16 protein-coding genes and 1 pseudogene are annotated in these 15,323 nt (G+C 47.8%); 8 read left to right on the top strand and 9 right to left on the bottom strand.

Translation table 11 applies throughout. The features are described from left to right. Window positions 1-3 precede the first annotated feature (3 nt). Window positions 4-693, top strand: a complete 690-nt coding sequence (locus AC6ESP_RS02125; protein ID WP_497095027.1) for an AIM24 family protein — start codon at window positions 4-6, stop codon at window positions 691-693. A gap of 664 nt (window positions 694-1,357) precedes the next feature. Beyond that, window positions 1,358-1,622 (top strand): annotated as a pseudogene (locus AC6ESP_RS02120) (transposase); the annotation flags it as partial. Window positions 1,623-1,688: 66 nt separating this feature from the next. On the opposite strand, the gene AC6ESP_RS02115 reads toward AC6ESP_RS02120, so the two are convergent. Next, entirely contained in the window at window positions 1,689-2,678 is a 990-nt protein-coding gene (locus tag AC6ESP_RS02115; protein WP_497095026.1) for an NADPH:quinone oxidoreductase family protein, read from the bottom strand. Window positions 2,679-2,755: 77 nt separating this feature from the next. Continuing rightward, entirely contained in the window at window positions 2,756-3,316 is a 561-nt protein-coding gene (locus AC6ESP_RS02110; RefSeq protein WP_497095025.1) for a GbsR/MarR family transcriptional regulator, read from the bottom strand. A 243-nt stretch (window positions 3,317-3,559) separates the two neighbouring features. On the opposite strand from AC6ESP_RS02110, the gene AC6ESP_RS02105 reads away from it, so the two are divergent. From AC6ESP_RS02105 to serS, 4 genes are all read left to right on the top strand, one after another. Beyond that, the gene (locus AC6ESP_RS02105) at window positions 3,560-4,768 is read left to right on the top strand and encodes a quaternary amine ABC transporter ATP-binding protein (protein ID WP_497095024.1); all 1,209 of its coding nucleotides are present in this window, start codon (window positions 3,560-3,562) and stop codon (window positions 4,766-4,768) included. Continuing rightward, window positions 4,755-5,591: an ABC transporter permease gene (locus tag AC6ESP_RS02100; RefSeq protein WP_497095023.1), complete on the top strand. Its 837-nt coding sequence runs from the start codon at window positions 4,755-4,757 to the stop codon at window positions 5,589-5,591. The genes AC6ESP_RS02105 and AC6ESP_RS02100 overlap by 14 nt, the downstream gene beginning before the upstream one ends. A 32-nt stretch (window positions 5,592-5,623) precedes the next feature. Continuing rightward, window positions 5,624-6,505 (top strand): glycine betaine ABC transporter substrate-binding protein, encoded by an 882-nt coding sequence (locus AC6ESP_RS02095; RefSeq protein WP_497095022.1) that lies wholly within the window; start codon window positions 5,624-5,626, stop codon window positions 6,503-6,505. Between the two features lie 315 nt (window positions 6,506-6,820). Beyond that, complete coding sequence (gene serS, locus AC6ESP_RS02090) at window positions 6,821-8,146, top strand: serine--tRNA ligase (RefSeq protein WP_497095021.1); 1,326 nt, start codon at window positions 6,821-6,823, stop codon at window positions 8,144-8,146. A gap of 62 nt (window positions 8,147-8,208) precedes the next feature. On the opposite strand, the gene AC6ESP_RS02085 is transcribed toward serS, so the two are convergent. Beyond that, window positions 8,209-8,802, bottom strand: coding sequence for a TetR/AcrR family transcriptional regulator (locus tag AC6ESP_RS02085; protein WP_497095020.1), 594 nt, complete (start codon window positions 8,800-8,802; stop codon window positions 8,209-8,211). 95 nt (window positions 8,803-8,897) lie between these two features. On the opposite strand from AC6ESP_RS02085, the gene AC6ESP_RS02080 reads away from it, so the two are divergent. Next, a complete protein-coding gene (locus tag AC6ESP_RS02080; protein WP_497095019.1) occupies window positions 8,898-9,446 on the top strand; it encodes a hypothetical protein in 549 nt (182 codons plus the stop codon). Window positions 9,447-9,889: 443 nt separating this feature from the next. On the opposite strand, the gene AC6ESP_RS02075 is transcribed toward AC6ESP_RS02080, so the two are convergent. The 3 genes from AC6ESP_RS02075 to AC6ESP_RS02065 all read right to left on the bottom strand — a co-directional run bounded on the left by AC6ESP_RS02075 (window position 9,890) and on the right by AC6ESP_RS02065 (window position 12,067). After that, window positions 9,890-10,186, bottom strand: coding sequence for a hypothetical protein (locus AC6ESP_RS02075; protein WP_497095018.1), 297 nt, complete (start codon window positions 10,184-10,186; stop codon window positions 9,890-9,892). Window positions 10,187-10,191: 5 nt separating this feature from the next. Then, entirely contained in the window at window positions 10,192-10,587 is a 396-nt protein-coding gene (locus AC6ESP_RS02070; RefSeq protein WP_497095017.1) for a hypothetical protein, read from the bottom strand. A gap of 517 nt (window positions 10,588-11,104) precedes the next feature. Beyond that, window positions 11,105-12,067, bottom strand: a complete 963-nt coding sequence (locus tag AC6ESP_RS02065; protein WP_497095016.1) for a tyrosine-type recombinase/integrase — start codon at window positions 12,065-12,067, stop codon at window positions 11,105-11,107. Between the two features lie 130 nt (window positions 12,068-12,197). On the opposite strand from AC6ESP_RS02065, the gene AC6ESP_RS02060 reads away from it, so the two are divergent. Beyond that, window positions 12,198-12,815, top strand: a complete 618-nt coding sequence (locus AC6ESP_RS02060) for an HD-GYP domain-containing protein (protein WP_497095015.1) — start codon at window positions 12,198-12,200, stop codon at window positions 12,813-12,815. 91 nt (window positions 12,816-12,906) lie between these two features. Here the strand turns inward: AC6ESP_RS02060 and rpmG are convergent, their stop codons facing one another. From rpmG to AC6ESP_RS02045, 3 genes are all read right to left on the bottom strand, one after another. Then, a complete protein-coding gene (gene rpmG, locus AC6ESP_RS02055; protein WP_497095014.1) occupies window positions 12,907-13,056 on the bottom strand; it encodes a 50S ribosomal protein L33 in 150 nt (49 codons plus the stop codon). A gap of 55 nt (window positions 13,057-13,111) precedes the next feature. Next, on the bottom strand, window positions 13,112-14,302 hold the full coding sequence (locus AC6ESP_RS02050) for a GTP-binding protein (protein WP_497095013.1): 1,191 nt from the start codon (window positions 14,300-14,302) through the stop codon (window positions 13,112-13,114). Window positions 14,303-14,878: 576 nt separating this feature from the next. Beyond that, on the bottom strand, window positions 14,879-15,323 hold a 445-nt coding region (locus AC6ESP_RS02045), incomplete at its 5' end, for a transposase (RefSeq protein WP_497095012.1).

The raw sequence follows: 15,323 nt of genomic DNA, 5'->3' as shown, positions 1-15,323 counted from the left end.
AACATGAAGACGACAGCTCCGGCACCACTCGGTCACGTTCATATCTCTCTGGCTGAAGGGGACAAGCTCCACGTGCTCCATCCTTCGGCAATTATGGCTTATCAAGGCGCTCCGCATTCGCGGGAGGACCGGTTCATGGATCTGGCAGGCCTGTATCGCAAAAAGAAATGGATACGCTCGCTCTTCACGGGTCCCTGCGATTTCATTGCCGGCCTGCCGCCTGGCTGCTCACTGGTCACCGTCCCTATACCAGAAGACAGCGGACTGCTGTTCGACTTCCGGCATGTTTTCTTTTTCTCCGAAGGAATGAAGCTCAAGACTGTCGTTCAAAAAATGAAAACCGCTTGGATCACGAGAGAATTCATGCGGATGCGCTTCACAGGCCCGGGCGAGCTCGGTATCTTGACGCTTGGAGATATGGCGTATATGCAGCTTGATCCGAAGCAGCCGCTATTCGTCGATGCCGGAGCGCTGATCGCCTACCCTGAGGATGCAGTCATTAAGCTGTCTGTCTATGGCAATCAGCTTGCCAGCCAGCATATGAACGTGCAGTGGGAAATTACAGGCACAGGGCCTGTATTGATCCAGACCGGCACGAAGGCCGGTGGAATTGAGGAGCAGCTGCAGAGCGGAGGAATGATTAGGCGCATGCTTCGCGAGCTTTTGCCATTCGGCGGGGTGTATATCAAATAGCCAAATAAGTAAACTGCACCCCAATTGGTAGACACAACTAACAATTGGGGTGCAGTTCGTAACGGGGTCAGTGTCGTATTTTTGGAGGAAGATGGCTAGCTAACTAACGATTGCACCTTTTACGTCTAACGTCACTTTTTTCTTTCGATAAGCCACTTTTTTCTCTATTTGCAGCACAGAATTGGGGATCAGAGAGGGTAAGGAAGAAATAGCAGGAACAGCGGAACTTCATTACTTAAGAAGGAAGAAAAAGCAGTAGTGGGCCGGTTTCGTGCTGCTGGGGACTAGATCGAGTGAACATAAAGAAATAAAAGCAGTAGCTAAGGAAAAATAGTGTTTAATCGAAGTATATAGTACTACATAAGAGAATTGGGGTGTCCCATAAGTCATGAAAATGACGGGACACCCCCTTTTTATTATCTTGGCTAAACAGCAGCCTGCGCATTAAATGTTCTTCCGATCGCCATTGCTCAGGGATTCCTTGAATCAACGAGGTAATGTTGGCATCCCTTCACAAAAGCGACCGCTAACGCTTCTCCAGAATCATTTAATGCTCCGTCCGCCCTTAACCTATTCATGAATCAAACAAAAAGAAGCCAACCCTTGTTAGAATAGAAGTACCACCAACCATTCTAAATATACCAGGGATCAGCTGTCCTTGCCAATGGACTTGCAGGAAGATATCCCCGAAAATCATCTCGTTCGCGTCATCAATGACGCGGTCTATCGTTGAGATATGAATCTCTTTCACCAAAGCTTATCCCGGAGGTGGCTGGGATAGCTACCACCCTAAAATGCTGATGAAGGTCATCATCTATGCCTATACGCAGCGCATGTACTCCTCTCGCCAAATCGCGCAAGCAGTACGCGAAAACATCATGTTCATGTGGCTTGCCGCTAGACTTATGCGAACCGTCTCTACAGTGAGTGAGTGATTACCTTTTGAGACGGCCCCGTTCTCTTGTGGAACAGCCTCTGTGTGAAGGAGCATAGCCTTACATCTCAACAATCGTTCTTCCCCGCACCTTGCCTTGCAGAATCTGGTTCAGTACATCTGGAAGCTGCTCCAAGCTAATCGCATTCACCATACGATCATTGATCGATCTAGGCCTCAGATCACTCCCCAGCCTAGTCCATATCTGTTGCCTAATGTCCATCGGACATTCAACCGAATCAATACCCAGCCAGTTAACTCCTCTTAGAATGAACGGATAGACGGAGGTCTCTACGTCAATCCCTCCTGTTAGGCCGCTAGTTGCAACAGAACCCCCATACTGCAGTGTGCTGAGTATGTATGGCAGGGTTGTGCCTCCAACGGGATCAACGGCTGCTGCCCACTGCGGTCTGCGAATCGGCTTCTTATCCGTATCGACAATTTCGCTGCGATGAATGACATGAGCCGCTCCAAGCTCCCGCAAGTAATCATGCTCCTCCGTCTTGCCTGTGCTGGCCGTTACCTCATAGCCTCGTAATGACAATAGATCTACCGCTACGCTGCCGACCCCGCCAGTTGCTCCCGCAACAAGAACCGGCCCCTTATCCGGGCGAAGTCCATTATCCTCAAGACGCTGTATGGAGAGTGCAGCTGTGAAGCCAGCTGTCCCCATAATCATCGCCTCCCGCAGGGTCAGCCCTTCCGGCAGCGGAACGACCCAGTCCGCAGGCACTCTCGCCATTTCACTGAAGCCACCATGATGCGAGACTCCCAGCCCGTAGCTTGTAACGATTACGGGATCACCTGGCTTGAAGCGCGCATCGCTTGACTGTTCTACTGTCCCCGCAAGGTCAATACCAGGAATTAATGGATAGGCTTTCACCATTTTATTCCCTTTTGCGACCATTCCATCCTTATAGTTCACGCTGGAATATGCGACTCTAACGGTGACCTCTCCTGCTGGTAAGCTAGCAAGCGAGAGCCGCTTAAGCTCGAATGTCGGCTGCCCACCAATCCGATTGTCCAGTACATATGCACGAAATTCGCTCATCCTCAGTCAACCCTCCATTTTCTATCGTATAAATTGAAAAAAAGATAAACCGCGGCTCTACGCGATTTATCCCTGTTCTAAATCTCTTCTTTCGGTATAAAGCGATAGATCTCTCCGGTCTCGAACGAATCAATCAAGCGGTCAAGCCATTTGTAATAAGCCAATGTCTCTTGGATCTTATCCGTATCGTTGCGAAGAATGTCCATGAATGCCTCATCGTCCTTGTACTGCTCCTTAAGCCCCTCAAGCTCCTTCAAGGTACGCTCGAACATATTCATGTTCTGCTCAACAGCCTTCCTCCACTTAATAGAGAAGAAATCCGTGAAGTTCTGATGCCAATCGGGAACTACTTCATATAGATCCTTGCGCGAGCCCTTGCCCCACACCTTATTAATCATCTTCAAATCATGCAGCGTACGCATGCCGGTACTCATAGAGGTCTTGCTCATCCCCATCGTCTCGCTCATCTCATCAAGCGTAACCGGCTGCTGATTAAAGTACATATTGCCGTATAAGTGCCCAATGGACAGCGTAACGCCGTACAAGTCCATATTCTTCCCAATTGATTCAATGACTCGACGACGTGCCTGAAGAATCTTCGCCCGCTGCTCGTCAGATAATGCTTCTAGTTCGTTCATATCGATCCTCCCGAGGAGTTACATATCCGCTTTCAACCTTACCTAACCCATTGTACTCAAATGCTTGTATAGCTGTAAAGAATGCGACTAGTACGAAAAAGGGAGTTATCAAGAGCATACAGTACGTAAAGTTTGTAAAGTTATAACTGTACAGACTATACGGACGCTCAGGCCTTTTGACCCTAGCAAAGATAACCATCTAAACTTATACCAGTCGAAATATTCCACAAAGGGGGCAGACAAATGGCGATTATAGAAGCCAAAAGGCTAACCAAAATTTTCGGAGCTGATCCGAAAAAGGCGATCCCACTGCTGGATAAAGGATGGTCTAAAGAAAAAATACATGCGGAGACGAAGCTGACTGTTGGGGTTAATCAAGCAGACTTCGCAATTGAGGCTGGACAAATTTTTGTCATCATGGGGCTGTCAGGCAGTGGTAAGTCTACACTTGTCAGATTGCTTAACCGATTGATCGAGCCTACCGCAGGTGAGGTTCTGTTCAATGGAGCAGACATTCTCAAGATGAATGCGGAGCAGCTGCGCAATTTCAGAAGAAAGAATGTAGGAATGGTTTTTCAAAAATTCGCCTTATTCCCGCATCGCACGGTTATTGAGAACATCGAATATGGTCTTGAGGTGCAGGGCATCGACAAGAAGAAACGCCGGGAGATGGCGATGCAATCCCTTGAGCTTGTGGGATTGAGCGGCTATGAGAATAGCTATCCTGATCAGCTCAGCGGCGGTATGCAGCAGCGTGTGGGGCTCGCTAGAGGACTAGCGAATGATCCGGATGTTCTGCTCATGGATGAAGCCTTCAGCGCACTTGATCCGCTTATTCGCAAGGATATGCAGGATGAGCTGCTCGAATTGCAATCGAAGATGAAGAAAACGATCGTCTTCATTACCCATGATTTGAACGAAGCGCTGCGTATCGGCGATCAGATCGCCTTAATGAAGGACGGCAGCATCGTACAGATTGGCTCGCCAGATGAAATATTGATGCAGCCTGCTAACAAATATGTGGAACGGTTCGTTGAGGACGTTGACTTATCGAAGGTGCTTACCGCTTCCCATGTTATGGTCAAGGCGGAGACGATCACAATAGAGAGAGGTCCACGCGTCGCGCTCCAATTCATGCGTGACCGAGGTGTCTCTAGTCTGTATGCCGTTGACAAAGAGAAACGACTTCTCGGCGTTATTACCGCAGAGGATGCGTCGAATGCTCTCAAAGAGGGTCTATCGCTCGAACAGATTATGCAGCGTGAAGTACCCATCGCTGCTCCGGATACACTGATTAATGATTTATTCGAAATCATGAGCAATGCCAAGCTTCCTGTTGCCGTCATCGGCGATAACGGACGGCTGCAGGGCATCGTTATCAAAGGTGCTGTCCTTGCTGCATTAGCCGGAAATACCGTATTGGAGGTTGGTGAACGTAATGAATCTGCCTAAAATCCCTTTAGCCGATTGGGTTGAATGGCTCGAGGCATGGCTGGAAAACAATCTTGAACCTATATTTGACTTCATTCGATTAATTGTTGGCGAAACGGTTGGTGGACTGCAAGCCGGACTCAATTGGTTTCCCCCGCTTGTTCTCATTCTGATCTTCTCCCTCCTCGCTTGGTTCATTGGCAAATGGAGAATGGCTCTATTCACATTAGTTGGCTTAGCTATAATTGAGAATTTAGGCTATTGGAGCCAGACGATGCAGACACTCGCGCTGGTGCTTACAGCTGCCTTTATCTCGGTACTGATAGGTGTGCCAGTCGGGATCTTATGCGCTCGCAAGAACACTGTACAGAATATCGTTACTCCTGTGCTGGACTTTATGCAGACGATGCCAGCATTCGTATACCTGCTGCCAGCCGTCTCCTTCTTCTCACTAGGAGTTGTGCCTGGCGTTATCGCTTCCATTATTTTTGCTATTCCGCCTACGATTCGCCTGACTAATCTAGGCATTCGGCAGGTGCCTGCTGAGCTTGTAGAAGCAGCGGATGCTTTCGGCTCTACACCATCGCAGAAGCTCTTCAAGCTGCAGCTTCCAATTGCGATGCCGACAATAATGGCTGGGATTAACCAGACCATCATGCTGTCGCTGTCGATGGTCGTAATAGCTTCGATGATCGGTGCTCAAGGTGTAGGTGCATTCGTATACCGCGCAGTAACACAAGGCAACACTGGTGTAGGGTTTGAGGCAGGTCTTGCTATCGTCATCTTGGCGATTATTCTTGACCGATTGACTCAACGAATTATTAAGAAGACCCGCATCAACTAAGCTTTTATACCAAATAGATAGAAGGAGTTGTAATGAATTTGAAGATGAAGATGGGTAAAAAAATGTACTTGCTGCTAGCCTCTGTAATGGTGATCGTCCTGCTTGCAGGCTGCTCCTCCGCGAATGGCGGAGATAAGAAAGAGCTCTCACTCGCTTATGTAGCTTGGGATTCTGAGATTGCCAGCACCTATGTCGTGAAGGAGGTTCTCGAGCAGAAGCTGGGCTACGAGGTAGAGATGCTTCAGGTTGATGCAGGCCCAATGTGGGCTGGTATTTCGGATGGCAGCGCTGATGCAATGGTAGCTGCTTGGCTGCCTACGACACATGCCTCTTATACTGAGAAATATGAAGGCAAATATGAGGATCTAGGTCCTAATCTTGAGGGTACGAAGGTCGGGCTCGTCGTGCCGCAATATATGGATATCGACAGCATTGAGGATCTGAATGATCAGGCTGGTCAAGCCACTGATTATACGATTATCGGCATTGAGCCGGGTGCGGGTATTATGATGGCTACGGAAAAAGTATTGGATGAATATGGTCTTCGCGACAAATGGACACTGCTTGAGAGCTCTTCTGCTGCCATGACACAGCAGCTTCAGAAGGCTTATGACAAGCAGGAGCCGATTATTGTGACTGGCTGGACGCCGCACTGGATGTTCGCTAGTATGGATCTGAAGTATCTGGACGATTCTAAGAATGTGTACGGTGGAGATGAACAGATTCATACGGTTGTACGCCAAGGGCTGGCCGATGATCAACCGGAGGCTTACGCATTCTTGGATCAATTCAACTGGACCCCGGACGATATGGCCGAGGTGATGGTACAGATCCAAGAGGGTCAATCTCCTGAGGAAGCGGCAAAAGCCTGGGTTGATGCGAATCAAGCTGTGGTCGATGCGTGGATCAAATAAGTTTTTTTGAACAACATTTTTTTGAACAATAGCTTGAATATTGTAATTGTTTAGAGTTATAATACTGCTAATTTCATTACTAACGATTTGCCGATGAAGAGATTCCAACTCTGAGGCGTTCTCGTCAAGAGGATGGCAATAGTCATTACTCCTAAGTTAACCGGAACCCGCCCGTTATCGCGGAACCGAAGTGGATCAGGCTGTGTTACAACACTGCCCTGGTCAAGTTGGGTGGCACCGCGAGTCTAAGCGCTCCTCGTCCCATATGGACGAGGGCGCTTTTTTGCATTCTTATGTGAAGGGACGCGGTGGAACATGCTCGATTTGAAATGGATTAGGAGTAATGAGCAGCAGGTGCAATGGGCTGCAGATCAGAAAGGCATCACACTCTCGGTAGCGCAGCTGCTAGAGCTGGAGGATCAGAAGCGAACGCTTCGGCAGGAGGCCGATGAGCTGCGGAGGGCTCGTAATGAGCTGTCGCAGGATATTGGGAAGCTGATGCATCAAGGAAGAGAGCTGCTCGAGGCAGATACTGGGTCGCGAGAGCAGAACAGCAGACGGATGGAGACGAAGAAAGCAGAAGTTAAGGCCAAGAACGAGCAGCTAAGTAGATTGGAGCGGCAGCTGGCCGAGGTTGAGGAACAAGCCGAGGAGCTTATGCTGCTTGTGCCGAATATGGTATCTCCTGATACACCCGTTGGCAGATCGGATGCCGACAACGTAGTGATCAAGCATGTAGGTGAGCCTATTATCCCTACGTTCGAGCTCCGTGATCATGTGCAGCTTGGCGGGTTGCACGAGATTTTTGATATCGCTCGTGGTGTTAAGACAGCTGGCTCGCGCAGCTATTACTTGAAAGGCGCCGGCGCTCAGCTCCATCGGGCTGTTCAGCAGATGGCGATTGATCTACTGGATAGCCGAGGCTTTACACTATTCGAGGTGCCGCTAATGGTCCGAACAGAAGCCTTGATGTGGTCGGCCTTCTTCCCATTGGGACGGGATCAAACCTACCGAATAGATGAGGAAGACCGCTGGCTAGTTGGCACGTCGGAGGCTCCTCTCATCTCGTATTACAGCAATGAGGTTATTGACCTCGCGGAGCCGATGAAGCTGATGGCAGCTTCGCAATGCTTCCGCAGTGAGGTTGGCTCGGCCGGCAGGGATGTTCACGGCTTATACCGCGTGCATCAATTCGCCAAGGTGGAGCAAGTCGTCTTATGCGAGGCTGACCCGGATGTATCGGAGCTGCTGCTGCAAGAAATTACCGCCAACGCTGAGCAGCTGCTCCAGCTGTTAGAGCTGCCCTATCGCGTAATGGCCGTATGTACGGGCGATATGTCGCAGAAGACTTACAAGCAATATGATATCGAGACTTGGATGCCAAGCCGGCAAGCTTACGGAGAGACACACTCGTCGTCGAATCTGCATGATTTTCAAGCTCGCCGTTCGAACATCCGTTATCGCGACCAAGCTGGCAAGCTGCGTTATTGCCATACGCTGAACAATACAGCTGTCGCTACACCACGAATTCTGATTCCATTGCTGGAGAACCATCAGCAGGAGGATGGCTCGATTCGTATTCCACTAGCCCTTCAGCCTTATATGAATGGGATGACGAAGCTAGCTGTCGCAACACCATAATGAATTAGAATAGCCATGCCCCCAGTCAGCACGCTCATCGGGGGCATGGCTATTCTTCTAGCTTATCTCTTCAGCAAGTGATCCAAGTGATAGACGATAACACTTGTAATCTGCTCGGCATCGAGGCGCTCTGAGCGAGTAACCCCATGCACGACAAGTCCGTCTACCAAGGCATGAAGCCGCTTCGCTTCGAGCTCGGCATCCATCCCTTGCGGCAGCATGTCATGGGCAATAAGTAGCTCAATCATACGGCAGATGCCTTCATACAGCTTGTCATGCACCTCAAGGCTCAATGCCCGAATACTAGGATCAGCTACAGCTCGTCCCATGAAAGCGAGCCATACCTCGCATTCCGCACGACGTTCCTCATCCAACGGAATCAGCTCACCAATCAACTGCTCGACGTACTGACGCGGGTCACCTGTATAGATCAAGCTCTCTACTCTGTGAGTTATTCGATCCGACACCAGCCGCATAGAAAAAGCCAACAGTTCAGACTGCGTGACAAAATAATGCCGCAATGAGCCCAGCGAGATTCCTGCTTCCTCCGCTACACGTCTTACGGACACTCCCTCTATCCCTTCACGGCGGATGACTCTCCATGCCGCCTCTGCTAATTGTTCCCTGCGCGTATCATGATTTACGATTTTTGGCATGACCTTATTATAGCCATCGTTGCTTTTTAATACAACAGTGCTATAATAATAAAGTCTTTATCATACACTTGTATTAAAAAAGGAGATGTCTTGTTATGATTGCGGCATTTATTATTGGCTGTGAAATCGGATTCTGGGTGCTAGTCATTGCCGGGCTCATATGTCGTTATGTGCTCCGATGGAAGAGAACGGGAGCTTTATTGCTCATACTGACACCTATCGTTGATGTCATCCTCGTTATTGTGACCATTATCGATCTTCGTGCGGGTTCAACGGCTGCCTACATGCATGTGCTCGCCGCAATTTATATTGGGGTATCCGTCGCATTCGGACATCGAATGGTGAGCTGGGCTGACAAGAAATTCGCCCAACGCTTCGCAGGCGGGCCAGCACCCGAGCCGAAGCCCAGATATGGCAAGCAGCACGCGAGATATGAGCGCCAGAATTGGCTTCGGTATTTGCTAGCTTATGCCGTTGGCTGTATCGTCTTGCTTGTCATGATCACAATCGTTGGAGATGCCGAGAAGACGGATGCCCTAAGCAATACCATTCGTATCTGGTCCATCATCCTGGGCATCGACTTCCTCTACAGCTTCAGCTTCACCCTATGGCCGCGACAAGATAAAAAATCTGCTTCCCTCTAAAGAGTAGAGTGCCCTTGGCAAGCCACACCTGTTAAAGAACCTCACTAAGACCTTATCATGAGTACCATGCTGCACTTATGTCATCATTTCCGGTTGGATTAACTCTCCCGTACGTTTAATGCTGCACATATGTCATCATTACGAGCCGAATTGGCTCTCCCGAACGCATAATGTTGCACATAAGTCATCATTTCGGCTGGATTAGCTCCCCTGAGCGCATAATGTTGCACTTTAGTCATCATTCCAGCTGGATTAGCTCTCCTTGTGATCACTTCTCCTTCTCCAAAGCGTTCAAGAAGCATACAGGCAGCTCGCCACCCCATATCGGAAGCTGCTGCTCTAATTAGGCTCGGGTGCCACAGCTAGACCGTTCAACAAGAAAAGACCTGCCAGCGCCTTCAACAGGCACAGCAAGTCTTTTCTCCCAACACATTATGCCGCATTTACCGCCAGACGTCTGACGCTCTATCTGACATGAACATCGTGCGGTTCTCTTCAAGCATCCCCAGCAGCAGGCTCCTTAATCCACCTAATGGAACAACCGCATCTGGATCATCCTCTAGCGCATGCTCGCCTATCGAACGCAGCAGCTTCGCGTACGACAGCAGGTTGTGCATGCTCAAAAAAGCATTCAGCCGTCCCTGTGCAAGCAGCCCCTCATCCAAGTCCGTTGCTTCCCTATATCCTTGTATGAATGCCTCCACATTCGGATTACTCAGATCGACCTCTCGCTCAGACAAGCCTCTCAGCGCATAAGCAATATCAGCAGCATACCAATGACCGCAGCAATCATCGAAATCCAGAATAGCCAGCTCCCATACTCCGTATGCACAGTTTCGACATAATGACCCTGCTCCGATAGAACGGGCCGATTGGTTCGGAGGGGCTGTTCGCCTAGATACAATAATAGCTGTATTTCGGCTTCGATCATTTCCTTCGTTCTTTCTGAGCTATCGTTAAAACGCAAGTAATACGACTTACCTTCCCGCTTAAGCAGGAACACAAAGTTCGCGCTCGCTCTCCAGAAGAACAGCTCCGCTTCATCACAGCCCCAACGAACTCCGATCTGTTCCGCAAGTGGACTTCTCCATCCTTTGTCCAGTGTATCCACTACTAGCTTCATCGTACTTAACTTCATCATTAGGCAAGCCTCCGTATTCAATGTGAACGAATCGGTTGTCCCTTAATCATACAGACGACTGAACGCAAAAAAGCCGCAAGGATTAATAATCCTTGCGGCCATACAGCTCTCATACAATACGAAATACATGAACACCCTATCAATAGAATGCCAATGATCCGAATAGTATGATAAAGCTGTTATTCAAGCTCCGACCTGAGAGGTGAGGGACAACATAATGTACAACGATTGCTCCAGACTGTGTTCGTATTCATCATCGGTTGTTTCTCACTCCCTTCGGTTAAACAGTACTATTATCACATTCTTTTTCACAAATAATGTAAAGACAACTTTCGAGTATAATTAATAATTCATGGGGCTACATTTTAGAATGTCGCATAATTACAGTTATCCGACATCTACCGCTATGTTTACATATGCAACATTCATTTATCTATAGTATTATATGCCACATATCCCATATACACAAGTTATTCAGATGATATAAACAGGAAATTAATACTATAAGATTGGGTCTTTAGATATACTCTAGAAGCAGGTCTTCGACAAAATCAGGGGCTGCTTTTTTGATCTGGTCAACGGTATGCAAGTACCGTTGAGTTGTATTAATATGGGCATGACCTAGCGTTTCCTGAACCTGCTGAAGAGAAGCACCATTCAACAAAGCGAGTGTTGCATTCGTATGCCGCAGCCAGTGCGGAGTTACCTTTTTGTTCATCCCGCTTTTCTCTCCCGCTCCCTTGATGATCCGCTCCACTTGTCGTGTTGTAATTGGGAATACATCCATTTCAGATTCTCTATGAACAGGATCGATGCAGCTATCTCCGTAATGGGAATAAACTTTCCAGAGTATTGCAGGCACTTTGACTTCCCTTACTTTCCCGCCCTTTCCCTTGCTTACAGTCAGCCAGACAGATGATTCCGCTGGATCTGTATAGAAATCTCCCCACTTCATGCCGCATAACTCCGAGACACGAAGTCCCAGTAACACAAGGGAAATTCCGATTAAATAGTTGCGGATCCCCTGCTTCTGCAATTCACTAATGAGCTTCCCAACTTCATTTTTTGTCAAATAGTGCTTTTTACTTGTAACCGTAATAGCCGTTAATTTAATGCTGCTGGCAGGGTTCTGCTTGAACAGTCCGATGTTGGGATCACTCCCCCATTTGAACAGAGATTTCAATGGTGCTATAAGCGTGGCAACACTTGCCGGAGATAAGGGGCTGCCCCCTGGAAACTCTCCGTGAACCAAGCATAGTCTGTAGGCTTCGATATCTCTCCAGTTCGAAGATGACAGGGGCTTGAAGCCAATGAAGACACGAAACCTCTCGATCGCTCTCATATACGTTTTCGCTGTATGAATAGACCTGCTGCATGAGGATAAAAACATCTGTATGATTTGTCCATCTGTATATGTATGTTCTTGGACACTGGCATGCTTAACAATTGTTGAACCTATTTCCATTTCCTTACCATTCATGTGAAATCCCTCCTGTTGTTGTCGGATAACTGTAATTATGCGACATCCCTCCGTATGGATTTATATTTGCAAAGATCTTCCATAAAATCAATCCATAATTAGTGATATTCCTATTACAAAGGGAGGAAATATGCTTATAGATGCTCAAATGAAGTACTATTTCCCGCAGCAGCATATGGATCTCGGCAGTTGGATGGAGTTTCTGCTCCGTAAGAGCCCTGAATCTTATAGACATTGTGTCAGAGTAGCGTTACTAGCGGAGAAAATGGCTCCATTCCTTGGATTGAATGAGACAGATGAGGTTATGCCACTTGTAAGGGGCTGTTTTTTACATGATTTAGGTAAAGCCATGGTTCCTAATACCATTTTACATAAAAAAGATTTGCTTAATCGGCATGAATGGAAAATTATGAGACTTCATCCTGAGCTCGGCGAAGATATATTGAACCAGCACAAATACGTGGATAAAAGAACAATCGAAACCGTTCGTAACCATCATGAACGTTATGATGGCAAAGGTTATCCTGATGCCCTCGCAGGAGAGGACATCCCGCTGTACGCACGAATCTGTACCATTGCTGATGCCCTTGATTCCATGCTGACTGATCGTCCCTATCGCGCGAGACTTTCCATCGAAGCCGCGTGGGACGAGCTACGACGACACAGCGGAACACAATTCGATGAGAGAATCGTTGACAGCATCATGCAGCTTAATTTGAATGATCTATACTATACTCGCGCGAAATAAGGAGCGAGCTGTCCGTTATACACAAAAGCTGCACAGATGGCAGATATCCCCCTCTGTGCAGCTTTCGTGAATCAGTCTAATTAATGCTGCCCTAGCGCGTCTCACGATGCAGCGTTATCCGCTTCAGACGCGGACTATATTTACGCATCTCAAGCCGTTCAGTTGTTGTTCTTTTGTTCTTAGTCGTTGTGTAGTTACGATCTCCCGTTTCTGTACACGCCAATGTCACTATGACTCGCATAATGGATCACCTCCTGATTCAAAATTGAATAACCGACTAATGAACTTGGAGCTGGTCATCCTGGCACATTAGGGAATGGGTCGACGAAATGAATCCAATCTGAGCTCATCTCATCGCTATTCAATAAGCATGCGTCCAGAGATTCCTCGATTTCATGCCGATTCAGATCGATTCCAATAAAGACCACTTTATTGACACGGTCACCGTATTCCGGGTGCCATTTCTGCGCCAGCTCCTTCTCCTCCACTAGCAGCGCTTGCTGCTCGTCCTCAGGGAGCGCGGCAGCCCACAGGCCGGCAGGTCCGAATTGAATGGATGGCCCTGCTTGACTAAGGCTCTGCGCTTGATCGCTTCGTGTTGCCAGCCATACCATACCCTTGGCCCTGACCACATCCTCCGGCCATTCCTCCATCCAATGCATGAGCCGCTCTGGATGAAATGGCTTGACGCGTTCATACACGAAGGAAGATATCCCGTATTCTTCTGTCTCCGGTGTATGAGCCTCAGCCTCCATCTCTTTGATCCAGCCAGCTGATGTACTTGCCGCATCGAAATCGAATAAGCCTGTGTTCAAAATCTCAGCTGGATTCACCTGTCCTCTGGCTGTGCGAATAAGCTTGGCACGAGGCTGCAGCTTACGAAGAACTCCCTCAAGCTCAATTAGGTCATTCTCTTCAACAAGGTCGCATTTATTGAGCAGCAATACATCGCAGAATTCAATCTGATCAATGAGCAGATCGACCACATCTCTCGTATCCTGCTCATCCACCGCTTGATTACGGTCGATGAGTGTCTCGCCTGAGGAATAGTCATGCCAGAACCGATAAGCATCTACAACCGTCACCATACAGTCCAGCTTGCAGAATTGTGTCAGGTCAATGCCCTGCTCTTCATCAATATAGGTGAAGGTCTGAGCTACAGGTACCGGCTCACCCACCCCTGTCGATTCAATAAGGATATAATCGAATCGATTCTCCTTGGCGAGCCGCTCCACCTCACGAAGCAGGTCCTCACGAAGGGTACAGCAGATGCACCCGTTAGACATTTCAACCAGCTTCTCATCCGTACGGGAGAGACCGCCGCCACTCTTCACAAGCGCTGCATCGATATTAACCTCACTCAGATCATTCACGATAACCGCTACCCTCAGCCCATCCCGATTATGCAGCACATGATTCAGTATGGTCGTCTTACCCGCTCCCAAATACCCGCTTAATACGGTTACTGGTATTTTCTTCATTGTCATGCTGATTCACCTTTTCCTCTTATTAATGTCATGCTCATACGATGTTCATGTTATCTCGCTCTATTTAAATTGTAATAATTACGATTAATGATCAAATGAAAAACCGACAATCCGTCAGTTAATCGTAATTATTACGTTTAATATATAGTAACAATTCGTTTCCCATTCGTCAACTCCTTCCTCTCTCTTTATTCGTATTTACAGATTATGCAGCATACACGAGACGCTCTATTCCCCCTCAAGCCTTCTCATTCCGCACGAAGAAGAGGCTGTCTCAAAAGTCATCGTTGATGACTAGGTCATTCTCATATTTATGAAAAATCGCTAATAACGATCGTTCCTCTGTCGTCTAACGTCACATTTTCTTTCGTTAAGCAACTTATTTCTCTATCTTCTACACAGAATGGGGTATCAGAGATGATAAGGAAGAAATAGCAGTAATGGGGAGGCCACTGAAGAACTTGTAGTTTTTCGGATTAGCTAAGTGACACGAATAAAAAGACGGCTCTCACCCCCAGTTTTTGGGAATAGAGCCGTCTTTTTTAATCTAAATAAGCTTGTCTGGGATTTTTTCTTTTACATCAGCTTTAATATTCGCTTTAGATTTACTGTGAATATTGCCATAGCGCCCTGTAGTTCCATGCCTAATAGACCCGAGGAAGTGGCTACATCATACCCGTGCCTATGCTTGAGTTCACTGTTTTTTGCTTCAATTTTGTAGCGCTCTTTTGCCTTCTCCTTAAAGTACTCACTTTCTTGAAACGCCATCTGTTCGGTATGTTCGGCGGATTTAATACTCACCGAGTAGGTTTTGCTTTTCGCTCCTTCGGTGTAGCACCCATTCTTGAAAGGACACCTCTTACACTTCTCCACATCGAAGAAGTAGGAATAAACTTGGTTTGCACCGACCCCTTTCTTACCGCTTCGCGCTTTCCGGATTGCCATGTGCCCAGCCTTGCAAACGTACATGCCGGCATCTTTATTAAATTGAAATTCATCCTCTTTCTTTCGCGCACCTTGA

Source organism: Paenibacillus xinjiangensis (assembly GCF_059686975.1).
Note: the sequence above shows the minus strand (reverse complement) of the source record. Positions and strands in the feature narration are given on the sequence as shown.